This is a genomic window from Aquitalea sp. USM4 (genome assembly GCF_004328945.1).
Taxonomy (GTDB): Bacteria; Pseudomonadota; Gammaproteobacteria; order Burkholderiales; family Chromobacteriaceae; genus Aquitalea; species Aquitalea pelogenes.
Map to the genome: position 1 here is coordinate 2,648,705 of NZ_CP029539.1, position 25,001 is coordinate 2,673,705.

The window sequence follows — 25,001 nt, forward strand, 5'->3', positions numbered from 1 at the left end:
CTGCCGCTGCGGCTACCTTGCCATCGAATCCATGAATCTGATACCGCTTCTTCCTGCTGCTGACCCCGCTGCCGATTTTGCCCATGTGCACGGCCAGGTGATCAACCGTGGCACCTTCCAAGCCCAGGTGCTCACCCTTGCTGCCGCTTTGCCCGCTCACCCGCGGGTGCTGAACATGTGTAACGACCGTTACTGGTTTGCCGTGGCACTGTTTGCGGCGATTGCCCGCAATATGCTGACCATCCTGCCCAATTCGGCGGCACCCGAGCATCTGGCAGCGGTCGCCAGCGAACAAGCCGATCTGCTGGTGTTGGGCGATCAGCCAGACAACCCGGTGCCCGGCCTGCCTTACATGCAAATCGACACGCTGGCGGCACGCAAGGAACTGGCGGCGGCCCCTATGCCGCAGATTCCGTACGACCAGCAGGTTGCCTGCCTGTATACCTCGGGCTCCACCGGCACGCCCATGCCGCATTTCAAGACATTTGGCCGTCTGCGGCTGGCCATTCTGGCCGGCGCCGAACGGGTGTGGGGTGTGGCCGGCCAGCCTTGTTCGGTGGTGGGCACGGTGCCCATCCGCCACATGTACGGGCTGGAATCCAGCGTGCTGCTGCCCATTCTGGCCGGTGGCCGCCTGTCCGGGCGCATTCCGTTTTTCCCCGCCGACATTGCCGATGCGCTGGCCGGGATGCCCGCGCCGCGTCTGCTGGTGATCACGCCATTTCATCTGCGCAAATTGCTGGATGCCAATATCGCGCTGCCGCCGATTGCCGCCATCCTGTCGGCCACCGCGCCCTTGTCTGTCGAGCTGGCAGCCCAAACCCGGCAGCAGCTTGGCTGCCCGGTGCTCGAAATCTACGGCTCCACCGAAACCGGTCAGGTGGCCACGCGGGAAACCGATATCGACAGCACCTGGCATACCTTGCAGGGGATTGCGCTGGAGCAGCGTGACGGCGAGCTGTGGGCAGTGGGCGAGGTGTACCAGACCCCGCAAATGCTCAATGACACGGTAGAACTGTTCAGCCCGCAGCATTTCCGGCTGGTGGACCGCAAGGCCAATATGATCAATGTGGCGGGCAAGCGCAGTTCGCTGTCCTTCCTCAATGCCGTGCTTACCGGCCTGCCGGGAGTGGTGGATGGTGTGTACTGTGTGCCGGAACGCGGCAGTGACGAGCTAGTCGAACGTCTGGCCGTGTTCGTGGTGGCACCTGCGCTGGATAAGGCCGCCATTCTGGCCGGCCTGCGCCAGCATCTGGATTCGGTGTTCCTGCCGCGCCAGATCGTGTTTGTCGATGCCCTGCCGCGTGACGGCAATGGCAAGATCCTGGCCCGTACCCTGCAGGAACTGATTGCCCGTCATCTTTCCGGAAAACACTGAGCATGCAGACCCTTCCCCTGGTGATAGCCGCCGATCATCCGGCTTATGCCGGTCACTTTCCCGGCCAGCCGGTCTTGCCCGGCGTGGTGTTGCTGGACCATGCGCAACTGGCCATCGAACAGGCTGCCGGAGTGCAACTGGCCGGGCTAGCCCAGGCCAAGTTCCATCGTCCGGTAGCGCCGGGCGACAGCTTGCAGCTGGCCTGGCGACAGGATGCAGCCAGCGTGGCCTTTGTCATCTCGCGCGGTGATGAAAAAGTGGCGGACGGTAAATTCGTGCTGGCAGCGGAGCCTGCAGCGTGAGCCAGCAGACCGATGCACCGGCCAGCCCGCAGTGGATGCGGCAGCAGGAGCGCGGCAGCCGCTTCTGGTTGCGCATCATGTCGGCGCTGTCCTGCTGGCTGGGCAGGCCTTGCTCCCGGCTGGTGCTGTACGGTATTGCGATGTATTTCGTGTTGTTCGGCGGCAAGGCGGTACAGGCCTCGCGGCGTTATCTGGAGCGCAGCCTGGGCCGTCCGGCGCGCTGGCGCGATGTGTATCGCCATGTGCTGAGTTTTGCCAGCACCATCCACGACCGGGTTTATTTGCTGCGCGACCGGTTTGATGTGTTCGAGATCGACCTGTCAGGTGCCGAAGCCCTGCACCGGCATCAGGAAGGCGGGCAGGGCCTGTTGCTGTTTGGCGCGCATCTGGGCAGCTTTGAAGTGCTGCGCGCCATGGCGCGTTTTCGTCCCGACATGCAGGTGAGCATGGCGATGTATCCGGAAAACGCCCGCCAGATCAACCAGGCCTTGCATGCCATCAACCCGGCGCTGGCGCCGGACATCATTCCGCTGGGCACCATGGACGCCATGCTCAAGGTGCATGCCCGGCTGGAAGAGGGCGCACTGGTGGGCATTCTGGCCGACCGTGCCGCCGGGCCGGACGAATACCTCAGCCGCATGCTGCTGGGCGCACCCGCCCGTTTTCCCAGCGGCCCGCTGCGCATGGCCGCCATGCTCAAGCAGCCGGTGTATTTCATGGCGGGCATTTACCTGGGTGGCAACCGCTACCGGGTGCATTTTGAATTGCTGGAAGACTTTTCTACCGTGGGTCGGGCCCGGCGTGAGGCGGCCATGCAGTCGCTGCTGGACAAATACGTTGCGGCACTGGAACGTCATTGCCGGGCCTATCCGTACAACTGGTTCAATTTTTACGATTTCTGGGATGAAAGCTAGACCGATCATGCGTGTATCCATCATCAGCAAGACCCTGGCCGGATTGTTTGTGGTCCTTTCTGCAGGCAGCCTGCATGCCGCCGATTTCTCCCTGGCCGACCTGATGCAGCAACTGGGGCAAAAGAAGTCCGGCACCGCCACCTTTGTCGAGAAAAAATACATCGCCATGCTCAAGCAGCCGCTGGAGTCCTCTGGCGAACTGGCTTTCACCGCACCGGACCGGCTGGAAAAGCGCACCCTCAAGCCCAAGGCAGAAGCCGTGCTGCTGGAAGGCAACAAGCTGACGCTGGAGCGTAGCGATGGCCGCAAGATGAGCGTGAATCTGTCCGACCGACCGGAAGTATCGGCCTTTGTCGAAAGCATCCGCGCCACCCTGTCGGGCGACCGCAGCGCGCTGGAACGCTATTACACCCCGTCGCTGTCCGGTGGCAGCGACGAATGGCAGCTCAAGCTGACACCGCTGCAAGCGCGCATGCAAAAGGTGATCAGCCAGATCCGCATAGCCGGTAGCCGCGCCCAGGTGAAGACCATCGAATTTCTGCAGGCGGATGGCGACCGTTCGGAAATGACCATTACCGGCACCAGCGCCAAATGAAAACCAGATTGTTCAAGCCGGTCATCCTGATCTGGCTGGCGGCCATGCTGGCCTCGGTGCTGGTGATCAGCCAGACCCGTTTTGTCGCCGACCTGTCCGCCTTCATGCCCAAGCTGCCCAGTGCGCGCCAGCAGATGCTGATCGACCAGCTGCGCGACGGTGCCATTGCCCGGCTGGTGCTGGTGGGGATTGAAGGTGCGGACGAGGCCGAACGCGGCCGCCTGTCGCGCCTGCTGGTGGGCAAGCTGTCCGGCAATCCGCGCTTTACCGCGGTGCAGAACGGCAACCGCCAGACCCAACAGCGCGACCAGCAGTATTTCTTCGACAACCGTTATCTGCTGAGCCCGGCTGTCACGCCGCAGCGCTTTACTGCAGCCGGAATGCATGACGCCATCCAGGATACCCTGCTGGCGATGTCCGGCGATGCCGGGCTGATCGTCAAGAAAATCCTGCCGCGTGACCCGACCGGCGAAACCCTGCAAATCCTCGAGCAGTTCATGGGCGAAAGCCAGCCCAGCACCAGTAACGACATCTGGGTGTCGCGCGACGGCAAACGTGCGGTATTGCTGCTGCAACTGGCCGAGTCCGGCCTGAATACCGACGCGCAGGCGGCGGCGCTGGAAGATGTGAAACAGGCTTTTGCCAGCCTGCCTGCCCGCCATGCCGACACCCGGCTGGTGATGAGTGGCACCAGCGTCATTTCGGTGGCCTCGCGCAACATCATCCAGGGCGAGGTGGAACGGCTGGCCACCCTGGGCACCTTGCTGGTGGTGGCCTTGCTGCTGCTGGTCTACCGCTCGCTGCCGCTATTGCTGCTGGGGTTGATTCCGGTGGTGTCCGGCGCGCTGGTGGGCATTGCCAGCGTCAGTCTGGGCTTTGGCCATGTGCATGGCCTGACGCTGGGCTTTGGCACCACGCTGATCGGCGAGGCGGTGGATTACTCCATCTATTTGTTTATCCAGCGTGCCGGGGGCGGTAACCCCTCGCACTTCTGGCGCACCATCCGCCTGGGGGTGCTGACCTCCATCACCGGCTTTGCCGCGCTGATGTGTTCCAGCTTCCCCGGCCTGTCGCAACTGGGTCTGTATTCCATCAGCGGGCTGGTGACGGCCGCACTGGTGACGCGCTATGTGCTGCCGCTGCTGATGCCGGCACGGCTGAACCTGCGCGACCTGAGCAAGCCCGGCCTGCTGCTGCAAAAAGTACTGGACGGCCTGACCCGCCTGCGCTGGCTGCTGGCGGTAGCCATGCTGGCGGCGGTGGCGGTGCTGGTGCTGCATCATCAGGACATCTGGAACCGCCAGCTCAATGCACTGAGTTCCACCTCACCCGCGCAGAACAAGCTGGATGCCGAACTGCGGGCTGATCTGGGCGGCAATGACATGCGCTATGTGGCCAGCTTCAGCGCGCCGGATCAGGAAAGCGCCCTGCAACTGGCCGAGCGTACGCGCCGGGTATTGCAGCAATTGAACCGGCAGAACGTGATTGGCGGCTTCCACACCCCGGACGAACTGCTGCCTAGCATCGCCACCCAGCGTGCGCGGCAGGCTGCCTTGCCGCCAGCGGGTACGGCCGCACCACGACTGGCCGAGGCGCTGCAAGGCCTGCCGGTGGATGCCGCACAGCTGCAAGGGTTTGTCAGCGATGTGACCCGTGCGCAGCAGCAAGCGCTGCTCAGCCGTGCCAGCCTGCATGGCAGCGCGGCCAGCGTGCTGCTGGATTCCATGCTGATCAAGCGGCCTGGCAGTTATCTGGTGCTGATGCCGCTGCGCCCGGCCAGTGGTGAAAACATCGCGCTGGACAAGGTGCGTGCGGCACTGGCTGCCCAGCAGCTGGGGCAGGTGACCGTGATCGACCTGCTGGAAGAAACCACCGCCATTTTCGATAGCTACACCCACGAAGCCTTGTTGTTCTCCTCGCTGGGCAGTCTGGCCATCCTGCTGCTCTTGGGTGTGACCTGCGGCTGGCTGCAAGCGGCGCGCGTCACCATTCCGCTGGGCTGCGCGGTGCTGTGTACCGTGGCCATCCTTGATGCCTGCGGCATTCAGCTGACCATTCTGCATCTGGTGGGCCTGCTGCTGGTGGTGGCCATCGGCTCCAATTACGCACTGTTTTTTGCCAACAAGCAGCAACTGGGCAGTGCGGCCGAGCAGCGCCAGGTGGAAGTGTCGCTGGTGGTGGCCAATCTGGCCACCGTCACCAGCTTCGGTTTGCTGGGCAGCTCCAGCGTGCCGGTGCTGTCCTATATCGGCAGCACGGTGGCCATTGGCGCGCTGCTGGCGCTGGTGTTTGCCGCCATGATGGCAAGGATGACCCCGCGTGCGCTGTCTGACTGATAGCTGGCGCGCCGGACAGCGCGCCGAGAACTTGCTGGTGCTGCTGCCGCCGGCCAAGGCCAGCCTGGAAGACATGCTGGCGCAGGGCATGGTGGCGGCAGTGCGCGCGCGCGGCCTGCCGCTGGACATCGTGCTGGCCGATGTGGGCTACCAGCAGGTGCTGGCCGGTACCGTGGCCGACAGCCTGCATCAGGCGGTGTTGCAGCCTGCGCTGGGGCAAGGCTATCGCAACATCTGGCTGGCCGGGATTTCTCTGGGTGCCTTCAATGCCCTGCACTATGCGGCAGTGTATGCTGAACACCTGAGCGGCATCTTCTTGCTGGCTCCCTATCCCGGTACTGCCGACATCCTGCAGGAAATCCGCCAAGCTGGCGGGCCGCAGGCCTGGGCGGATGCTGCGCCCGGTTTGCAGGACGAACGACGCTGGTGGCACTGGCTGGCTGCTCGCGAGCAAACCACGCGCTGTCCGGTGTGGCTGAGCCTGGCCGACGACGACCGTTTTGCTGCCGGACAGCAATTGCTGGCCAGCCTGTTGCCCGCCGCACGGGTACACCGCATGGCGGGCGATCACAGCTGGCCGGTGTGGCAGCAGCAATGGCGGTACTGGCTGGAACATGGCCCGCTGGCGCAATACGTGCCGGGGCAGAAGGACGAGACATGAACACGCTGGTGTTTTCCCCATTCATCAAGCTGTGCCTGGCGCTGCATCTGCTGGCTGTGCTGTTGCTGTGCTGGCAACCGGCGTGGTGGCCCGGCCTGCTGGGCTTGCTGGTGCTGTTGCACGGGCTGATTGCGCTGCTGGGCCTGCTGCCGCGCAGCACGCTGCTGGGGCCGAATCTGACCCGCTTGCCGCCATCCGCCATCCGCCGTGGCGAAGTGGCCATCACCATTGATGACGGGCCGGACCCGGCCGTCACCCCGGCGGTGCTGGACATCCTGCGGCAGTATCAGGTGAAAGCCACTTTCTTCTGCATCGGCGAGCGGGCAGTACATTATCCGGAGCTGGTGCGTCAGGCAGCGCAAGAAGGCCATGCGGTGGAAAACCATGGCCAGCGGCATCGCAAGCACACATCGTTATTCGGGCTTGCGGGCTGGCGGCGCGAAGTGGGGGAGGGCCAGGCTACCCTGCAGGCCATCACCGGCCGCGCGCCGCAGTTTTTCCGCCCGATTGCCGGTTTGCGCAATCCGCTGCTGGAGCCGGTATTGCAGCAGCTGGGGGTGTTTCTTGCGAGCTGGACGCGCCGTGGCTATGATACGCGCGTCCGGGACCCGGCGCTGGTATACGCCAGACTGACCCGCCAACTGGCCGCAGGCGATATACTGCTGCTGCACGATGGCAATGCCGCCCGCATGGCAGACGGTACGCCGGTCATCTTGCAGGTGCTGCCGCGCCTGCTGGAAGAACTGTCCCGCCGCCAGCTACAGGCCGTGACGCTGCCACAAGCCTGTTCACCCGCACCGGCTGCGGCCAAGCGCGCAAGCTGAGCCCGTTTTCCAATCCAAGCTGATTCATCGGTTGTCTATGCAAGCTCTCAGACTTAGCGCCTATACCCTCACCACTGCCCTGGGCCGTGGGGTGGAACCACATCTGGCCGCACTGCGCGAACAGCGCGGCGGCATTGTCAAAAAACGCTGGGAAACGGTGGAGTTTGATGTCTGTATCGGTGAAGTGGCCGGTGTGGACGACATCACCCTGCCTGCCGGACTGGCCGCCTACGACTGCCGCAACAACCGCCTGGCCTTGCTTGGCTTGCAGCAGGATGGTTTTGCCGCACAGGTAGAAGCCGCCAAGGCCCGCCATGGCGCAGGCCGCATCGGCGTTTTTCTGGGGTCCAGCACCTCCGGCATTCTCAATTCCGAGCTAGCCTATCGCGAGCGCGACCCGGCTACTGGCAGCCTGCCTGCCTGGCTGCATTACCGCGAAACCCACAACGCCTATTCGGTGGCGGATTTCGTGCGCAAGCATTTTGCCTTGAGCGGCCCGGCCTGTGTGGTGTCCACCGCCTGTTCTTCCAGCGCCAAGGTGTTTGGCACGGCGCAGCGCATGCTGGCTGCCGGGCTGATCGATGCTGCCATTGTCGGTGGCGTGGACAGCCTGTGCCTTACCACCATTTACGGTTTTTCCTCGCTGCAACTGGTGTCGGGTGAACCCTGTCGCCCGTTTGATGCCGCGCGTGATGGCATCTCCATTGGCGAAGGCGCGGCGTATGTGCTGCTGGAGCGTGCCGATGGTGCAGGTGAGTGCGCAGGTGAGGGCGAAATCCTGCTCACCGGCGTGGGTGAAAGCAGCGATGCCTACCATATGTCCTCGCCCCACCCGGAAGGGCTGGGTGCGCGCATGGCCATGCAGCAAGCCTTGCAGATGGCCGGTTTGCAACCGGACGACATCGGCTACATCAATCTGCACGGCACGGCCACCCCCAGCAACGATGCCGCCGAAGGCGCGGCCGTGCTGACGCTGTTTGGCCAAGGCACGCCGTGCAGCTCCACCAAGGGCCATACCGGTCATACGCTGGGCGCGGCCGGTGGCATCGAAGCCATTTTCTGTGTGCTGGCACTGCGCGAGGGCCTGCTGCCCGGCGGCGTCGGCACCAGCACGCTGGATCCGGCCCTGCCGGTCAATTACCTGCTGCACAATCAGCAGCAGCTCTTGCAGCATGTACTGAACAATTCTTTCGGTTTTGGCGGCAGTAATTGCAGTCTGGTTTTTTCGCGGGTGACGGCATGAGCACAGCAACAATCTATCTGGATGGCCTGAGCGTACTGGGCCCGGGCATGGCGGACTGGAACGCCGCCGCGGCCTGTCTGCGCGGCGAGCAGCCATTTGCCGTGGCAGACGTCAGCCTGCCACCGGTCACCGCCTTGCCTGCTACCGAACGGCGACGCGTGGGCGTTGCAGTCAAGCTGGCCATGGCCACCGGCTTTGCCGCCGTGGAAGCAGCCGGGGCCGATGCAGCCTTGCTGGCCAATGTGTTCTGCTCCACCGGTGGCGACTGCGACAACTGTCACAACCTGCTGGATGTACTGGCCTCCGACCAGCGCCTGGTTTCCCCCACCCGTTTTCACAACTCGGTACACAATGCGCCGGCTGGTTACTGGGGCATTGCCACCGGCTGCACTGCGGCTTCCACCAGCCTGTGCGCTTACGACGCCACCTTCGCCGCCGGTTTGCTGGAAACGGTAACCCAGGTGCAGGCCGACGGCGGCAGCGGCCTGTTGGTGGCCTTTGATACCGCCTATCCGCAACCCCTGTATGCACAGCGTCCCATTCCCTACCCGATGGGTGTGGGCATGGTGTTGAGTGCGCGCCGTAGCGATCACAGCAGCGCCGCCTTGCAGCTGTCGCTGTGCAATGAAGCTGCCAGCACCATGGCCGATGCCACGCTGGAACAGCTGCGGCAAACCATTCCGGCTGCGCGCAGCCTGCCCTTGCTGCAATTGCTGGCACAGGGTGGCGCAGGCCGGGTAGTACTGGATTATCTGGATGACTGCCGTCTGGCCGTCACGGTGCAAGCATGATGGACCGTCAGGCCATTGCCGCACGCATTCCGCACCAGGGCTGCATGTGTCTGCTGGACAGCGTGGAGCGCTGGGATGCGGAACAAATCGTCTGTCTGACCCGCAGCCATCTGCTGGCGGACAACCCCTTGCGTGCAGCCGGACGGCTGGGTGTGGCCAATGCCATCGAATATGCCGCGCAGGCCATGGCACTGCATGGCAGCCTGCTGGCTGGCGATGCCGCCCCACCGCGTGCCGGTTATCTCACCAGCGTGCGCGAAGCCAGCTGGCATTGCCAGCGGCTGGATGAAGAGGCCGATGCCTTGCAGGTGCAGGCCGAACGCCTGTCCGGCAACGACATTACCGCCATGTACCGTTTTGCCGTGTCATCCGGCGGGCGTCTGCTGGCCAGTGGCCGGCTGGGCGTGGTGCTCAATGCTGCCGCCCTGGCTCCGCTTTCCACTTCTTCCCGGGAGTCGTCATGAAACGCGCCCTCATCACCGGTGGCAGTGGTGCCATCGGTGCTGCCATCTGCCAGCGTCTGGCGGCCGATGGTTTTCACGTCATCATTCACGCCAACAGCAATCTGGCAGCGGCACAAGCGCTGGGCCAGTCGCTGCGCGAACAAGGCTACAGTGCCGAGGCAGTACAGTTTGACGTGGCGGATGCAGCCGCCAGCGCGGCAGTGCTGGAGCGTATTCTGGAACAAGGCCCGGTCCAGGTGCTGGTGAACAATGCCGGCATCCACGACGACGCGGTGTTTCCCGGCATGCAGCCGGCGCAGTGGCACCGGGTGATCGACGTCTCGCTGCACGGCTTTTTCAATGTCACCCAGCCCTTGACCATGCCGATGATACGCACCCGCTGGGGACGCATCATCAATATCACCTCGGTGGCGGGCCTCGCTGGCAATCGCGGTCAGACCAACTACGCGGCCGCCAAGAGCGCGCTGCATGGGGCTACCCGCTCGCTGTCGCTGGAGCTGGCCAGCCGTGGCATCACCGTCAATGCGGTGGCGCCGGGCATCATCGCCTCGGACATGAGCAAGGATGTGTTCGACAAGGAAATGGTGGCACAGCTGGTGCCGATGAAGCGGGTAGGGCAGCCAGAGGAAGTGGCCAGCCTGGTGGCGTTTCTGGCGTCGGAACAGGCGGCTTATATCAGCGGCCAGGTGATTTCCATCAACGGTGGCATGCTGTAAGGCTGTGCAGGCAGGCTGACCGGCTTTATGCCTTGTCAGCCTCCAGCTGGCCGACCAGCTGCGCACGCGGTGCGTAAGCCAGCGCGATTTCCAGCTTGGCCACGTCGGCATCTGCCACTTTCACCTGGGCATTCACCTGCACCAGCAAAGGTGCCACCTGACGGCACTGGATGAAGAAATCCACCGCACAGTCCGGCTGTACCGGCTGCTTGAACCAGCAGTTGCGCACTGCAGCCAGCACGCCGATCGAATCTTCCGGCAGGGTTTTCACATAAGGATCGCCCGCCAGCAGGCCGGCACCGGCAAACTGCGCCATGGATTCGATCAGCATCACCCCCGGCACCAGCGGCAGGCCGGGGAAGTGGCCCGCTATCACTGCATTGTCACGCGGCCAGCGTGCCGTGCCATGAAACTGGTGCGGCCCTTCAATACACAGCTGCTCGCACACGAAAATGGCACCGCGGTGTGGCAGGATGGCGGCAATGTCCTCCCGCGCCAGCAGCATGGGGTAGTGATAGTCAGCACTCATGCTGCATACCGTTTGGCCACCAGCGAGACATTGCTGCCACCGAAGGCAAAAGAGTTGGACATGATGGCATTCACCGTGCAGCCGTGACGGGCATGCAGCGGGATGAAATCCAGATCGCACTGCGGGTCCGGCGTTTCCAGCGTGGCAGTGGGCGGCAGCGAACCGCTGTTCATCGCCATCACCGCCAGGGCGAATTCCAGAATGCCGCTGGCACCGATCAGGTGGCCGTGCATGGACTTGGTGGAGCTGATGGCAAGCGCGCTGTCTTCACGGCCACCAAACACCGTGCGGATGGACTCGGTTTCCACCACATCGCCGGTTTGCGTCGCCGTGCCATGGGCATTCAGGTACTGGATATCGCTGGCTTGCAGCCCGGCATCGGCCAGCGCCTGTTGCATGGCATACACCTGTTCTGCGCTGGAAGGCGCAGTCAGATGGGCAGCATCGCTGCTGCAACCATAGCCGCACACTTCGCCCAGCCCGGCCTGTTGTCGCGCGCTGGCATGGGCGGCACTTTCCAGCACCATGGCCGCCGCGCCTTCGCCCAGCACAAAGCCGCTGCGGTCCAGCGAAAACGGGCGGCAACTGCGCGCCGGGTCGGCGGCATGCGGTTTGGCCATCACGCGCAAGGCATTCCAGGCCAGGATGGAACCCGGTGTCAGCATGGCTTCGCAGCCCACTACCACCGCAGCATCCAGATAGCCGTCACGAATGGCGCGGAAGGCTTCGCCAATGGCGGCGGCGGAGGAGGCGCAGGCAATGGAGTAGGTATTGCTGGGGCCCTTGAAGCCATGACTCATGGAAATGGCCGCGGCTGCGGCGTTGGCCATCATCCTGGGTACGGACAGCGGGTGCACCATGGCCGGATTGCGCTTGCCATTGCTGTTGACTGCCGCCTGGAAGCGGTCGTACAGACCGTCCAGCGTGTGAGCCCCGCCAAAGCCGATACCGACGAACACGCCTATGCGGCGGCTGTTTTCCGGCTGGGCCGGAAAGCTTGCCTGTTGCAGCGCTTCGCCTGCGGCAACCAGGGCAAACTGGCTGGCACGGTCCAGCCCGGCATGCTTGCTGTCCAGCAGGGGCAGCGGCTCGCTGGCGGCCGGGGCCAGCAGGATGTCGGGCAGCCATTTGGCAATACTGGCCGGCGCGCTGCCAATGGCACAGTGGCCTTCCAGCGCCCGGGCAAAACTGGTGGGAAGGTCTGCCCCCAGCGGGCTGATGGCTCCCATGCCGGTAATCAGGACCTGTGCCACTTATTGCCCCGCTTCCAGGCTCAGGTCGGGCATTTCGCCGTTATTGTGGGCGCGGATGGCAGCTTCGATATCGGCCAGCATTTCGGCAAAACCCATTTTCGGGTAGCGGGTAGGGTCGGGCAATTGAAAACCGCAGCGATCTTCGATTTCAAACAGCATCTCGACCATATCGAGCGAATCCAGGCCCAGGGCAGACATTTGCAGGTTCGGATCATCAAACAATGCAGCGTCTTTGCCTTTGGTATTGATCAGATAGTTTTTGATGATTTCTTCTAGCATAAGCATTCAATCCCGAGCGTTGCATGCAGCAAGGAGGCCAGATTATATAGTAAAATCATGACCCCGGTTTGACTTGGCTCGGCTTGCCTGCGGGTGATTTCAAGCATGTCCTATCCATCTGCATTGAATACCCGGTTGTATTACTGTCCGGTATGTTGCACTTCCCCGGCCCATCCTGGCCGGGTGAAATGGCTGCCGGGAATGGCCAATTCGCTCGCGCATTAAATGCGGCGGGCAGTCAACGAGAAGTGAAGTGTAATAATGTGGTATCGCTGTGTGCGCATGGGCCAGATCCTGCTGTTTTATCTGATGTTGTGCTGGCTGGGGTCAATGTTGTTATTGGGCAATCTGGCAGTGCTGCCATTGCTGCTGACACCGCGCGCCTTGCGTGAACCGCTGGTGCAGCGTGCCATCAGTCTGATTTGTCGCTGTTTTCTGGCCGGTGCCGAGGCCAGTGGCCTGATGCAGCTGGATTTGCGCGCGCTGGACCGGCTGGGCGGCTGTCGGCGTACCGTGCTGATTGCCAATCATCCCAGCATGATCGACGCATTCCTCATTTTTTCCCGCCTGCCGCATGTGGTGTGTCTGATGAAGGCCAGCATCAGTTCCAATCTGTTTCTGGGGGCGGGGGCTTATCTGGCAGGTTTTATTTCAAACCGTCATCCGGAGTTGATGTTTCGTGCCGCCATTCACGCCGTACGTGATGGCAAGGTATTGATGATATTTCCGGAAGGCACGCGTACCACGCGCCAGCCGGTGAATGAGATGGGTGAAGCAGTCGCGCTGATTGCCAAAAGAGCACAAGCTCCATTACAAACCATTCTGATTAGCACTAATTCGCCTTATTTGAGCAAAGGCTGGAAAATATGGCGACCTCCGGAGTTTCCCTTGATATATCGGGCAATTCCGGGTGAGCAATTCGAAGCATCAGCCAGTCGTGATGAAATGACGCAGTCTATTCAGGACTATTACCAGCGCACGCTAGAGCGCTCGATTGACCCGCAACTGCATTTGTAAAACAGCGGCCGGTTTTCCACGCGGGATTGACCATGCCGACTGTCATCGGCTAATGTCCTTTCCCGTTTCCACAGCATCGCCGCATTGCGGTGTCCAATCACTTTCTGCCTGCCATGCCTACACCTTCTTCCACCCATGTGGTTCTGATTCCCAGCTATAACCCCGGCCCCAAGGTGTATGACACGGTGCGCGCGGCGCGTCAGCAATGGTCGCCGGTGTGGGTGATCGTGGATGGCAGCAACGATGGCTCGGCTGAAGGCTTGCAGCGCATGGCTGCTGAAGACGACGGCCTGCAAGTGTTCGTGCTGCCGCAAAACAGTGGCAAGGGGGCCGCCGTGCTGCATGGGCTGGATCAGGCCAGCCGCCTGGGGTTCACCCATGTGCTGTGCATGGATTCGGACGGCCAGCACCCGGTGGCGCAGATTCCGCTATTCATGGCTACCTCGCAACAACAGCCACAAGCCATGGTACTGGGCTTGCCGGTTTTCGATGCCAGTGCGCCCAGCCTGCGGGTGAAGGGGCGCAAGATTTCCAACTGGTGGGCCAATCTGGAAACCCTGTGGATGGGAATAGGCGATTCGCTGTTCGGTTTTCGCGTGTATCCGGTGGCACCCTTGCGCCGCATCATGCAGCGCCAGCGCTGGATGCGCCGTTTCGACTTCGACCCGGAAGCCGTGGTGCGCCTGTGCTGGGCCGGGGTTCCGCCGCTTAACCTGCCATCGCCGGTCAAATACTTTCAGGCCGACGAGGGTGGGGTGTCGCACTTCAATTACTGGCGCGATAACCGCCTGCTGACCTGGATGCACATCCGCCTGATGTTCGGTTTTGCACTGCGCCTGCCGCTGTTGTTGTACCGGCGTGCCGTGCAGCCGCGCTGAACGGCAGCAATTCTCTGAAAACCGGTTGATTTCATGTCTGTACCCGCCATGATTTTCCATCTGCTGCTGGAGCAGCTGGCGCGTCATCCACTGCCGCGTATTCCGGAAGCGGCGGCGGTGATGGAGGACCCGCAGCAGGTGGCAGCCTTTGCCGACAGCGGCAAGGATCAGGGCATTCTCAACTATATCTACCTGTTTCATGCCTTGATGTCGGCACCGCTGATAGCGCCTGGTGATGTGGTGCTTGACCTGGCGTGTGGCCCGGCCAACCAGCTGTTGCGCCACGCCCGCCTGCATCCGGACGCGCATTTTGTCGGCATGGATGCTTCGATGCGCATGCTGGCGCTGGCAGAGCAGAACCTGCGCGAGGCTGGTGTGCACAATGTCAGCCTGCAACAGGGCGACATGACCCGGCTGGATGGCATGGCTGCTGCCAGCACGGACGTGGTGCTGTGCTCCATGTCGCTGCATCATCTGATGGACAACACGGCCTTGCAGCACTGCATGCAGCAGATTGCGCGCATCCTGCGCCCGCTGGGTGGCGTATATCTGGCCGATTTTGGCCGCCTCAAACGCCGTGCCACGCAGCGCTTCTTTGCTTACGACCGCATGGACTTGCAGTCGCCTGCCTTCACGGCTGATTTTCTGAATTCCCTGCAAGCTGCGTTCAGCCTGACGGAATTGCAGCAGGCAGCTGCCATGCTGGCCAATGCTCCGGCCTGCTTCCACACGGCGCTGGCCCCTTTCATGGTGGTGCTGCGCAGTGCGTCACGCCGCGTGGTCGACCCCGGCCTGCAACAGCGTGTGCAGCTTGCTTATCAGCAACTGGAGCCGGGGGAGCGCCGCGACCTGCACAATCTGCTGCGCTGGTTCCGTCCGGGTGGCCTGCGGCTGCCGGACGGCCTGGTGCTTACAGACGGGTGATGACGCTGTCGGCCGGCAGGCGCGACTTGGGCAGGGTGGCGTTGAAGTCGCTGTCGCTGCGATAGCCCAGTGCCACGATGACGGCGCTGGTGAAACCCTTGGCGCGCAGGCCCAGTTCTTCATCCAGCACTTTCTGGTCGAAGCCTTCGATCGGGCAGGCATCAATCTGCATGGCGGCCGCGCCCAGCAACAGGGTGCCTACCGCCAGATAAACCTGCTTTTCCATCCAGTGGTGGGCATCACGCAACTCGAAACGGTGCATGTTGACGAAGTGCGAACGGCCACGGTGCTGGCCGGCACGCGCGTCGGCATTGGCAAAACGGCCGTCGGCCTCTTCCTGGTTCAGCAAGCCTTCCAGGTAGTTTTCGTCGATGCTGGCACGGCTGCAGAACACCACGACGTGCGAAGCGTTGAGCACCTTGGCTTCGTTGAAGGCATAAGCACCGCTGGTGGCTTTGGCCACGCGGGCCTTGCCTTCGGCGCTGCCGGCAATGAAGAAGTGCCAGGGCTGGGAGTTGGTGGATGACGGGCTGAAGCGCAACAGGGTTTCGATGTGCGCCACTTGCTCGGCACTCAGCTGGCGGCTGGGGTCGAAAGCCTTGGTGGTATAGCGGGTCTGGACCAGGTCGGCAATGTTCATGCTGGATTCCTCGGTGTGGTTTCAACAGCAGCCATTATTGCCAAAGCGCCTGCGGCAATGAAGTCGGGCTGGCGGGAAGCAGTTTATGTTTTTTTTTGAAAATGAAACCGCTTTCCCGGCGATTACCACGGCCATGCCATACACGCTGGGTGGACTTCAGCTTTCCAGCATCATCTGTGTTACCAGCCAGTCGGTCAGCTGCTGGCTGGCCGTGGCATCGTGTTGTGCCGCATGGCAGGCGGCATGCCAGGCCAGCGCTTGCGCATCCGCTTGCGGCTGGCGCAGCAGGAAGTGCTGCAAGGGACAGTCCTGCAATGCGCGCTTACCGTGGGCGTGGGAGGGCTGGGTATACAGCCAGTGCTGGGCCAGCGCTCCCAGATAGCTAGTGATTTCGCCGCTGTCCCTGGGCAGGCGGAAGTGGCGCTGCCAGTGAATGAAATCGGCTTGCGCCATCGGCCGGGCCAGGCTGTAACCCTGTCCGATGCTGGCACCCAGAATGCGCGAGGCCTCTTGCATGCCGCGGTCTTCCAGGCCTTCCACCACCACTTGCCGGTCCAGGTCCTGCCCCAGTTGCAGGATGGCGCGCATCAGGGCCAGGCTGGTCAGCGGTGTCTTGCGCAGGTTAAGCGTCAGGCTCTGGTCGATCTTGATGGTGTCAAACGGCAGGGTGCTCAGGCGTTGCAGGCTGCTGTAGCCCGAGCCCAGGTCATCCATGGCCAGCTTGATGCCGGTCTGGCGCAGCCGTTCAATGGCACGGTCCTGCGCCAGTGGTGCGGTGTCGCCGGTCTCAAGTAACTCCAGGCTGAGGCGGTGCGGGGCAATACCGTGCCGTTGCAGTGCTTCGGCCACCCATTGCGGACAGTCCTCGTCCTGCAAGGTGCTGGGAGCGATATTCAGCGAGATGTCGATCTGCATGCCCTGGCGGTCCAGTTCGGAGAGCTGGCCCAGTGCCTTGTCCAGCCCCAGCCGGAACAGGTGGTCAAGGTCGGCATCGCCCAGCAGCGGCAGGAAAACACCGGGGCTGACCACCTGGCCGTCTTCCTTGACCAGCCGGGCCAGTGCTTCCGCTTTCAGCACCCGGCCGCTGTTGAGTTCTACCAGCGGTTGCAGATACATGGTGAGGCCACCGGCAAACAGCCGCTCGCGCAGCGCCACCGCCAGATTCTGCCGGATGGCGGCGGCAGGCTTGGTACAGGCCGCCAGAATCAGCTCCCAGCGGTGCTGCAAGCCCTGGGCAAATTGCAGCATGCTGGCCGACTCAAACTGGTTGGGATAAGCCCCGAACAGACTGATGACCGCCACGGTCAGCCCTTCGGCATTACGCACCGGAATGCTCATGGTGGAGCGTATCTGTACTGCGCTGGCCGGCTGGTGCCACAGGGTATAGCGCTTGTCCTTGCCGTAGGAGGCCGAAGTGCAGATGCGCCCGCTGCGCCATGCCACTGCGGTCAGGCCCTGGCCACGTTCGGAATTGGGGTCGACCACGGCTTCCGAGCCCGGCATTTGCAGACGGCCAGCCACCAGCTCGCCCAGCGGCCCCCGGCTGTTTTCCGGTACGAACACGCCATTGGACGTCAGCCGCATCAGCAGCACGGCCTGCATGCCGGGCAGGCTGCCCAGCTGTTCCAGCTCGCTGTTGACTGCATCGGCCCACAAGGTGCCCTGGTGTGGCATGGGCAGTGCAATGCTGTCCAGATAACGGGCATGCACCAGTGCCGAGGCTTCCAGCTGGGCATGCAACTGGTCTTGCAGGCGACGGTCGATGATTTCCAGCAGGCGGTAGCGCTGGCGGATGGGCAGCAGGGTCTGGTTCAGCTGTTCGCTGAAGGTGCGGCGAAACAGCTCCACGCTCTGCACCAGCATGATGGGGGTGACCCCCACCAGGCTGTGGGTATGGCCCAGGCGGCGGCTGTCCTGGATGATTTTTTCCGCGCTGTTGTCCGGCGACAGCACCTGCAGCATGAAATTGCGGTGCGCTGACTCCAGGTTTTGCAGTTCTTCATCTCCCAGGCTGGAAAGTACTGCATGGATGGAGAGCGCGGCATTTCCCTGGGCATAAAACTGCTGCACATAACGGTCGGCAGCAGACTGGATCAGCCGGGCGGATTTGCGCAGCAGCTGGGCCGCTTCGCGGCCATACACTTCGAAATGGCTGCTTTCTTCTGCCGGGTAGTCGCTTTCTTCCCCCACCATATGCCACCAGCGTGGCCGGGTGGATTTGTGCTGTTTGGCCTGGTACATGGCGGCATCGGCCTGCCGCATCAGCGCGTCCGGCTCGATGCCGTCGTGCGGAAACAAGGACAACCCCACTGTCATGCCTACTTCGGCTTCAATATGGTTGCCCAGCAGGAAGGGCGATTCCACCGCCCGGTGCAATCGCTGCATTGCAGTTTCCAGCTGGGTGAGGGTGCCTTCCTCGGGCAGGTCTTCCATCACGATCACGAATTCGTCCCCGCCCAGGCGTGCGACAAAGTCGGTCTTGCGCAGCAGGCCTTGCAGGCGGCGGGCCAGTTCCTGCAGCAGATAGTCGCCAGCCTGATGCCCCCAGGTGTCGTTGACCGGCTTGAAGTCGTCCAGGTCCAGCATGCATACCGCCACCAGTTTGTCGTGGCGCTGGGCGCGGGCCAGGGCGGCGGCCAGGTGATGGGTCAGCGAGAAGCGGTTGGGCAGGCCGGTCAGCCAGTCGTTGTTGGCCGCGTTGACGATCAGCGCCTCGCTGTTCTTGCGCTCGGTGATGTCCTGGTTGGTGCCAATGGCGCGCAGTGCCACCCCGGCGTCGTTACGGGCCACTACCTTGCCGGTGCAGCGTATCCAGGTCCAGCCATTTTGCGCATTGCGCACGCGAAATTCCTGCTGGAAGCGACTGTTCTGCCCTTTGAGCACTTCCATCGAGGCGTGATAAATACGCGGGTAGTCGTCCGGGTGCACGGCTTCGAGCATGCTGCTGGCGCGCATGCTTTGGGCGGTGGCCGGGTAGCCCAGCATGCGGCCCCAGCGGGCATCCATGATGGCGGTATCCTGCAGGATATCCATGTCCCACAGCGACAGTTGCGAGGCATCCAGCGCCAGTGACAGTTGTTCGTTGGCCTGTTGCAAGGCCAGTTCGGTGGCCTTGCGGTCGGCAATGTCGGTGTAGCTCAGTACATAGCCTTCAGCCAGACCATGGTCATTGCGCAGCACACTGCAATGCAACATCACCGTGATGGTGCTGCCATCCTGCCGCATGCGCCGCACCTCACCCTGGAAGGGGCGTACCAGCAGTTGCTGGCAATTGCCAACGCGACCTGCCGGGCCGTCGCGGGCATCCGGCGGGACAATCAGGTCTATGCTCTGTCCCAGCACCTTCTGCACCTCATGGCCAAACAGGCTGCAAAATGCCGGGTTGACATAGCGGATGGTGCGTTCGGTATCCAGAATGGCAAACGCCTGTGAGCTTTGTTGCAGTACTTGCTGGAAATTGAGTTCGGTCATGGTCGGGTCCGGCAGCCAGCGGCAAAAGGCGCAGGCCGGGTGGCAGGGCAGTCCTGTGCGCGTGTCCTGTGCCGATTTTACTCCAAACCACGTGCCCTGCCTTGCCCGCTGCCTGGAAATGGGCAAGCCGCTGTTGCTTCCCTGCCTGCCCGGCGCTTGCCAGTGACAAAACGGGCTTCTGTCGCTGGCTGGCAATCGGTATCATGCTGCTTTTGCTCGACATGAAGCGACAGGCACTGGCTGCCGTGTCGCACGGGCCATTGTCAGGAAACACCATGACTCAACCTCATCAGGCGCTGATTGCCGCCTTGCCCAAGGCCGAGCTGCATTTGCACATCGAAGGCAGCCTGGAACCGGAAATGATGTTCCGGCTGGCCGAGCGTAACGGCATCAAGCTGCCTTATCCCACGGTGGAAGCAGTCCGCGCCGCCTACGATTTTGACAATCTGCAATCCTTTCTCGACCTCTACTATGCCGGGGCCGGTGTCTTGCAGACCGAGCAGGATTTTTATGACCTGACCTGGGCCTATCTCTTGCGCTGCCGGGACGATCATGTGGTCCATACGGAAATATTTTTCGATCCGCAAACCCACACCGAACGCGGCATCGCCTTTGGCACCGTATATCAGGGCATTCGTCGGGCACTGGATGATGCCCGTGCACAGCTGGATATCAGTTCACGGCTGATCATGTCTTTTCTGCGCCATTTGAGCGAAGAAGACGGCTTTTCCGTGCTGGAGCAGGCGCGTCCGTATCTGGCAGGCATTGATGGTTTTGGTCTGGATTCCAGCGAAGTGGGGCACCCGCCGGCCAAGTTTGCCCGGCTGTTTGCCGCCTGCCACCAGTTGGGCCTGCCCTGCGTGGCGCATGCCGGTGAGGAAGGGCCGCCTGCCTATGTGTGGGAGGCGCTGGACCTGCTGAAAGTGTGCCGTATCGACCATGGTGTGCGTGCGCTGGAAGATGCTGCCCTGGTGGCGCGTCTGGCAACCGAGCGCATGCCGCTGACGGTTTGTCCGTATTCCAACATCAAGCTGCGCGTGTTCGACCAGCTGCAAGACCACAACCTGCGCCAGCTGTTGCAGGCGGGCTTGTGTGCCACGGTGAATTCGGACGACCCGGCCTATTTTGGCGGCTATGTGCAGGAGAACTACCTGGGCTGTGCCCGTGCCTTGCAACTGAGCAAGGCGGAAATCGTCCAGCTGTGCCAGAACGGCTTTGAAGCCAGCTGGCTGTCGCCGGAAGAAAAGGCGCACTGGATGGCCGAATGCCAGCGCATTGCCGACGGTTTTGCCGACTGACCCACCCGTAGGATGTTGCCATCGTCGTTTCCACAGCCCCGCCTGGCGGGGCTGTTGCTTTATCAGGCTGGTGGCTTGGGTTTCAGGCCAGTCCGGCGGCCAGTTCCCGTGTCAGCTGTGCTGCCGGAATGGCACGGCAGCCACTGGCATTCTGTCCGCACCACAGCGGGGTGAAGTCGTCCCGTCCCAGTGCTTCGGCCGCCGTACGCAAGGGGGCGATGGCTGCCGTAGCCAGCGGGAAGGCCGGCACACCGGCAGGGAGCGGGCCCAGCTCCTGCATTACCCGGCCCACAATGCCGCGTGCCGGCCTGCCGGTAAACAAGGTGGTCAGTGCCGTGTGTTCGCGGCGTGTGCTGGCCAGTGCCGCACGGTGCAAGGGCGTGGTGTCGGCTTCATCACACAGCAGATAGGCCGTTCCCACCTGTACGCCGGCAGCGCCCAGGCGCATGGCGGCGGCTACGCCATTGGCATCGGCAATGCCACCGGCGGCAATCACCGGCACCTCCACCGCGGCGACAATCTGTGGCAACAGGGCAAGGCTGCCAAGCTGACTGTCCAGATCCATGTCGAGGAACATGCCGCGATGTCCGCCTGCTTCCAGTCCCTGGGCGATGATGGCATCGGCACCATTGGCTGCCAGCCAGTGTGCTTCGGCCACCGTGGTGGCGGAGGACAGCACCTTGCAGCCTGCGGCCTTGACCTGCGCCAGCAAGGGCGTGGCTGGCAGGCCAAAGTGAAAGCTCACCACCGCCGGGCGATAGCGGCTGACGATGTCGGCCATCTCCTGATTGAAAGGGGTGCGGCCCGCGCCGCTGCCGGACGGGGGCGTGATGCCCATTTCCTGATAGTAGGGTGCCAGCACCGTCTGCCAGTCAGCCTGTTGCTGCGGGTCTTCGGCGGGCGGCTGATGGCAGAAGAAGTTGAGGTTGTAAGGCTGCCCGCCCAGCGTACGCATGGCTTCCAGCTCCTGCTGCAAGGTACTGGCCGAGAGCATGGCGGCAGGCAGCGAGCCCAGGGCTCCGGCCTGGCAAACGGCCATGGCCAGGCGGCTGCCCTGTACGCCGGCCATCGGCGCCTGAATGAGAGAGTGGGAAATGTTCAGCCATTGCGCCAGTTGCATGTGTGGTCCCCGTCCGGTGAAAGCCGTCAGCTTAAGCGCTTTGGCTGGTGTCCTGGTGTGGTGCTGTGCGATGTGTAGCGCGGCTGCTACCGCTCGCGGATTTCTGCGGTTTCTGTCTGGAATTGCCCTGTCATTCTGGCTGATTTACGCCATAATCCAGACAAAATGCCCGCCCATATTGCCTTCAGGGCCATACAGAAGATAACAAAGGGCTGACCTGCCATGCTGACTGTCAAGAGCAAGCTGCTGCTGCTCTCTCGCTATTTCTGGTTGATCCTGCTGGTATTCCTGGCTTTTGTGGCCAGCTTTGTGCTGTATGTGCGGGCAGAAAAGGCCATCGACCACGCCAATGATCTGCGCGAAACATCCATCCTGCTGGCCAGTGAGTTACGCCAGTCCTCGGACGACCTCACCCGCATGGTGCGCAGCTATGTGGTGACCGGTAATGTGCTGTATCAGCAGCATTACCGGGAAATCCTCGCCATTCGCGATGGCAAGGTGCCACGGCCGGTGGATTACCAGAACATCTACTGGGATCTGGTTTTGGGTGATGACCGTCGCCCGCAAACGGCAGTTGCCACGCCTTCCTTGCTGCAGCGCATGCAGGATGCCGGTTTTACCCCTGCCGAGCTGGCCCTCCTGGCCAGGGCGAAGGCCAATTCCGATGCGCTGACCAGCACCGAATGGGCGGCGATGAAACTGGTGGCAGACAATCCGCCGCTGGATTCGCCACAGCGCCAGCACGCCATCCGCATGCTGCATGATGAAGCCTATCACCGTGCAAAGGCCAGCATCATGGAGCCGATTGCGCGCTTCAACCAGCTCTCCTTGCAGCGCACCGAACAGGCCATCCACGATGCCGAACGCTATGCCTGGCAGCTGCGCATCGTGTTCATCACCTTCGGCCTGTTGCTGTTGCCGCTGTTCTGGGCGCTGCGGCGCAATCTGCAGGGGATACTGGGAGCCAGTGTCGGCCAGTTGCATGCCAGCATTGCCCGCCTGGGGCGTGGGGATTTCTCGGAGACCATTGTGCTGGAACCCGGGCAGGAGGATAGCGTGATGGGCTGGCTGGCCCAGACCCGTCTGAAACTCAGCCTGATGGCACAGGCGCAGCAAGCGGCCGATGCCCGCAACCAGCGGCTCACCGGCCTGTACAACGCCCTGAGTCAGTGCAATCAGGCCATTGTGCGCAGCCGTAGCGAGCGCGAGTTGTTCGAACAGATATGCCAGGCAGCGGTTGAACACGGTGGCATGAAGATGGTGTGGGTCGGCCTGCTGGACGAAACCGGGCAATGCATCCGTCCCCTGTGTGCCTGGGGGCAGGGCACCGACTACCTGAGCGATTTGGTGTTGTCCACCGATCCGGCCAACCCGCACAGCCAGGGCCCCACCGGTCAGGCGGTACTGAGCGGTCAGGCACAATGGCTGGCCGACTTCATGCACAACCCGGCTACCGCCCCCTGGCATGCCCGTGCCACCCGTTACGGCTGGGGTGCTTCCGCTGCCTTGCCCTTGCATTGCAAGGGGCGTGTGGTCGGTGCCTTGACGCTGTACAGTGCCGAGGCCAATGCCTTTGATGCCGATGCGCGCAAGCTGATAGAAGAAATGGTGATGGACCTGGACTACGCGCTGGACAGTTTCCAGCGCGAACAGCAACGCCAGCAGGCAGAAGCCGCCTTGCAGCAAAGCGAGCAGCGTTTGCGCACCATTATTGAAACCGAGCCCGAATGCATCAAGGTACTGGACCGCGATGGCCGGGTGCTGGAAATCAATCGCGCCGGCATGGCCATGCTGCAGGCAGACAGCGTGGAGCAGGTACGCCACTATGGCGTGCTGCATTTCGTATTGCCGGACTATCACGCCGACTTCCAGCACTTGCACCAGCAAGTGATGAGTGGGCAAAGCGGCACGCTGGAATTTGAAATCACCGGCTTGCAGGGGCAGCGGCGCTGGCTGGAAACCCATGCTGCGCCAATGCGGGACGAGCAGGGTGAAATCAGCATGCTGCTGGCCATCACCCGCGACATCACGCTGCGCAAGCAGAACGAGCAGCATATCCGTTATCTGGCGCACTACGATGTGCTGACCGGCCTGCCCAACCGGGTGAAGCTGGAAGAGGAGGCCGAGCGGATGCTGGCCAGCCTGAGTGCCAGCGACGATGTGCTGACCCTGATGTTCATGGACCTGGACCACTTCAAGGACATCAACGATTCGCTGGGCCACAGCGTGGGGGACGCCCTGCTGGTCCAGCTGGCGGCAAGGTTGCGTCAGGCCGCGCCGCAAAATGCCTTGCTGTCGCGTCTGGGCGGTGACGAATTCGTCCTGCTATTGCCCGGCATGACGGCCGATGCGGCGGGCGATCTGGCCGAAACCGTGCTGGGTGACGTTGCCTGCAGTTATCGGGTGGCACCGTATGATCTGAATATCTCCGCCTCCATCGGCCTGGCCCTGTATCCGCAGGACGGGCAGGATCTGGAAACCCTGTCCCGCCGTGCCGATGCCGCCATGTATCAGGCCAAAAAGGCCGGTCGCAGCTGCTACCGCTTTTATACCGCAGCCCTGCAGGCCAAAACCGCACGTCACCTGCAACTGGTCAATGCCTTGCGGGTGGCGCTGGAGCAACAGCAGTTCACCATTCACTACCAGCCGCAGATTTCCATGAGTGATGGCCAGCTGCTGGGGGCCGAGGCCCTGCTGCGCTGGCATCATCCCGAGCTGGGCCATGTGTCGCCGGGCGAGTTCATCCCGGTGGCGGAAGACTGCGGCCTGATTCTGCCGCTGGGCGAATGGGTGTTGCGCCAGGCTGTGCGGCAGGCCCGCCAGTGGCGCGACCAAGGGTTGCAGCTGGGCATGGCGGTCAATCTGTCGGCGGTGCAGTTCCGCCAGCCGGACCTGCCTGTACTGGTGGCCCGCATCCTGCAGGAAGAGGGTTTGCCCGCCGATTGCCTGGAGCTGGAGCTGACTGAAGGCGTGGCCATGTACGACCCGCAGCAGGCAGTGGCGGTGATGAACGCCCTGCATGAAAAGGGCGTACGCATGTCGATAGACGATTTCGGCACGGGGTATTCTTCGCTCAACCTGCTCAAGCAGTTCCGCGTTTACAAGCTGAAAATCGACCAGTCTTTTGTGCGGGATATCGTCACCGACCCGGAAGACCGGGCGATCGTGGCGGCCATCATCGACATGGCGGCCAATCTGGGCTTGCTGACCATTGCCGAAGGGGTGGAAACCGCCGAGCAGTACGCCTTGCTGCGCGAACAGGGTTGTCAGGAGATGCAGGGCTATCTGTTCAGCCGGCCCTTGCCGGCTGCCGATTTCTTCGCGCTGGCCAGCCAGACGCCGCGGCCCTTGCTGACGGTGTGAGTCAA

Annotated in this window: 22 protein-coding genes; 16 read left to right on the top strand and 6 right to left on the bottom strand. The window is 62.6% G+C overall.

The features are described 5' to 3' along the window. The first annotated feature begins 31 nt into the window (after positions 1–31). From DKK66_RS12265 to fabG, 11 genes are read left to right on the top strand one after another with little or no spacing between them, the layout of a single operon-like run. Positions 32–1,378 (top strand): AMP-binding protein, encoded by a 1,347-nt coding sequence (locus tag DKK66_RS12265; protein WP_131358451.1) that lies wholly within the window; start codon positions 32–34, stop codon positions 1,376–1,378. Positions 1,379–1,380: 2 nt separating this feature from the next. Next, complete coding sequence (locus tag DKK66_RS12270) at positions 1,381–1,680, top strand: 3-hydroxyacyl-ACP dehydratase FabZ family protein (protein ID WP_045847459.1); 300 nt, start codon at positions 1,381–1,383, stop codon at positions 1,678–1,680. After that, entirely contained in the window at positions 1,677–2,594 is a 918-nt protein-coding gene (locus DKK66_RS12275; RefSeq protein ID WP_131358454.1) for an acyl-CoA synthetase, read from the top strand. Before DKK66_RS12270 ends, DKK66_RS12275 begins: the two co-directional genes overlap by 4 nt. A gap of 7 nt (positions 2,595–2,601) precedes the next feature. Beyond that, positions 2,602–3,189, top strand: coding sequence for a LolA-related protein (locus DKK66_RS12280; RefSeq protein ID WP_082086492.1), 588 nt, complete (start codon positions 2,602–2,604; stop codon positions 3,187–3,189). Beyond that, positions 3,186–5,525, top strand: a complete 2,340-nt coding sequence (locus tag DKK66_RS12285; RefSeq protein WP_131358457.1) for an MMPL family transporter — start codon at positions 3,186–3,188, stop codon at positions 5,523–5,525. Before DKK66_RS12280 ends, DKK66_RS12285 begins: the two co-directional genes overlap by 4 nt. After that, positions 5,509–6,186: an alpha/beta fold hydrolase gene (locus tag DKK66_RS12290; RefSeq protein WP_131358460.1), complete on the top strand. Its 678-nt coding sequence runs from the start codon at positions 5,509–5,511 to the stop codon at positions 6,184–6,186. The genes DKK66_RS12285 and DKK66_RS12290 overlap by 17 nt, the downstream gene beginning before the upstream one ends. Next, entirely contained in the window at positions 6,183–7,010 is an 828-nt protein-coding gene (locus DKK66_RS12295) for a polysaccharide deacetylase family protein (RefSeq protein WP_131358463.1), read from the top strand. The genes DKK66_RS12290 and DKK66_RS12295 overlap by 4 nt, the downstream gene beginning before the upstream one ends. Before the next feature lie 37 nt (positions 7,011–7,047). Further along, a complete protein-coding gene (locus DKK66_RS12300; RefSeq protein ID WP_131358466.1) occupies positions 7,048–8,253 on the top strand; it encodes a beta-ketoacyl-[acyl-carrier-protein] synthase family protein in 1,206 nt (401 codons plus the stop codon). Then, positions 8,250–9,044 carry a beta-ketoacyl synthase chain length factor gene (locus tag DKK66_RS12305; RefSeq protein ID WP_131358469.1) on the top strand — a complete coding sequence of 265 codons (795 nt, stop codon included), beginning with the start codon at positions 8,250–8,252 and terminating at the stop codon, positions 9,042–9,044. The genes DKK66_RS12300 and DKK66_RS12305 overlap by 4 nt, the downstream gene beginning before the upstream one ends. After that, complete coding sequence (locus DKK66_RS12310; RefSeq protein ID WP_131358472.1) at positions 9,041–9,508, top strand: 3-hydroxylacyl-ACP dehydratase; 468 nt, start codon at positions 9,041–9,043, stop codon at positions 9,506–9,508. Before DKK66_RS12305 ends, DKK66_RS12310 begins: the two co-directional genes overlap by 4 nt. Further along, entirely contained in the window at positions 9,505–10,224 is a 720-nt protein-coding gene (fabG, locus tag DKK66_RS12315; RefSeq protein WP_062789644.1) for a 3-oxoacyl-ACP reductase FabG, read from the top strand. The genes DKK66_RS12310 and fabG overlap by 4 nt, the downstream gene beginning before the upstream one ends. A 25-nt stretch (positions 10,225–10,249) precedes the next feature. Here the strand turns inward: fabG and DKK66_RS12320 are convergent, their stop codons facing one another. From DKK66_RS12320 to DKK66_RS12330, 3 genes are read right to left on the bottom strand one after another with little or no spacing between them, the layout of a single operon-like run. Further along, entirely contained in the window at positions 10,250–10,753 is a 504-nt protein-coding gene (locus DKK66_RS12320; RefSeq protein WP_131358475.1) for a 3-hydroxyacyl-ACP dehydratase FabZ family protein, read from the bottom strand. After that, the gene (locus DKK66_RS12325; protein ID WP_131358478.1) at positions 10,750–12,006 is read right to left on the bottom strand and encodes a beta-ketoacyl synthase; all 1,257 of its coding nucleotides are present in this window, start codon (positions 12,004–12,006) and stop codon (positions 10,750–10,752) included. Before DKK66_RS12325 ends, DKK66_RS12320 begins: the two co-directional genes overlap by 4 nt. Continuing rightward, a complete protein-coding gene (locus DKK66_RS12330) occupies positions 12,007–12,285 on the bottom strand; it encodes an acyl carrier protein (protein ID WP_062789648.1) in 279 nt (92 codons plus the stop codon). 261 nt (positions 12,286–12,546) lie between these two features. Between DKK66_RS12330 and DKK66_RS12335 the strand changes: the two genes are divergently transcribed. The 3 genes from DKK66_RS12335 (at position 12,547) to DKK66_RS12345 (ending at position 15,104) form a co-directional block, all read left to right on the top strand. After that, positions 12,547–13,302 carry a 1-acyl-sn-glycerol-3-phosphate acyltransferase gene (locus tag DKK66_RS12335; RefSeq protein ID WP_131358481.1) on the top strand — a complete coding sequence of 252 codons (756 nt, stop codon included), beginning with the start codon at positions 12,547–12,549 and terminating at the stop codon, positions 13,300–13,302. 89 nt (positions 13,303–13,391) lie between these two features. Then, positions 13,392–14,180, top strand: a complete 789-nt coding sequence (locus tag DKK66_RS12340; RefSeq protein ID WP_242673489.1) for a glycosyltransferase family 2 protein — start codon at positions 13,392–13,394, stop codon at positions 14,178–14,180. A 33-nt stretch (positions 14,181–14,213) separates the two neighbouring features. After that, the gene (locus tag DKK66_RS12345; protein WP_131358484.1) at positions 14,214–15,104 is read left to right on the top strand and encodes a class I SAM-dependent methyltransferase; all 891 of its coding nucleotides are present in this window, start codon (positions 14,214–14,216) and stop codon (positions 15,102–15,104) included. Here DKK66_RS12345 and DKK66_RS12350 read toward each other — a convergent pair. Next, positions 15,091–15,744, bottom strand: coding sequence for an oxygen-insensitive NAD(P)H-dependent nitroreductase NfsB (locus DKK66_RS12350; RefSeq protein WP_045847445.1), 654 nt, complete (start codon positions 15,742–15,744; stop codon positions 15,091–15,093). The two genes, DKK66_RS12345 and DKK66_RS12350, sit on opposite strands and share 14 nt — an antisense overlap. Before the next feature lie 156 nt (positions 15,745–15,900). After that, the gene (locus tag DKK66_RS20680; protein WP_131358487.1) at positions 15,901–19,215 is read right to left on the bottom strand and encodes an EAL domain-containing protein; all 3,315 of its coding nucleotides are present in this window, start codon (positions 19,213–19,215) and stop codon (positions 15,901–15,903) included. Between the two features lie 275 nt (positions 19,216–19,490). On the opposite strand from DKK66_RS20680, the gene DKK66_RS12360 reads away from it, so the two are divergent. Further along, on the top strand, positions 19,491–20,513 hold the full coding sequence (locus tag DKK66_RS12360) for an adenosine deaminase (RefSeq protein WP_131358490.1): 1,023 nt from the start codon (positions 19,491–19,493) through the stop codon (positions 20,511–20,513). Positions 20,514–20,595: 82 nt separating this feature from the next. Here DKK66_RS12360 and DKK66_RS12365 read toward each other — a convergent pair whose 3' ends face one another. After that, the gene (locus DKK66_RS12365; protein ID WP_131358493.1) at positions 20,596–21,633 is read right to left on the bottom strand and encodes a nitronate monooxygenase family protein; all 1,038 of its coding nucleotides are present in this window, start codon (positions 21,631–21,633) and stop codon (positions 20,596–20,598) included. Positions 21,634–21,855: 222 nt separating this feature from the next. Here DKK66_RS12365 and DKK66_RS12370 point away from each other — a divergent pair, with 222 nt between their 5' ends. Continuing rightward, positions 21,856–24,996, top strand: coding sequence for a bifunctional diguanylate cyclase/phosphodiesterase (locus DKK66_RS12370; RefSeq protein WP_131358496.1), 3,141 nt, complete (start codon positions 21,856–21,858; stop codon positions 24,994–24,996). The last annotated feature ends 5 nt before the right edge of the window (positions 24,997–25,001 follow it).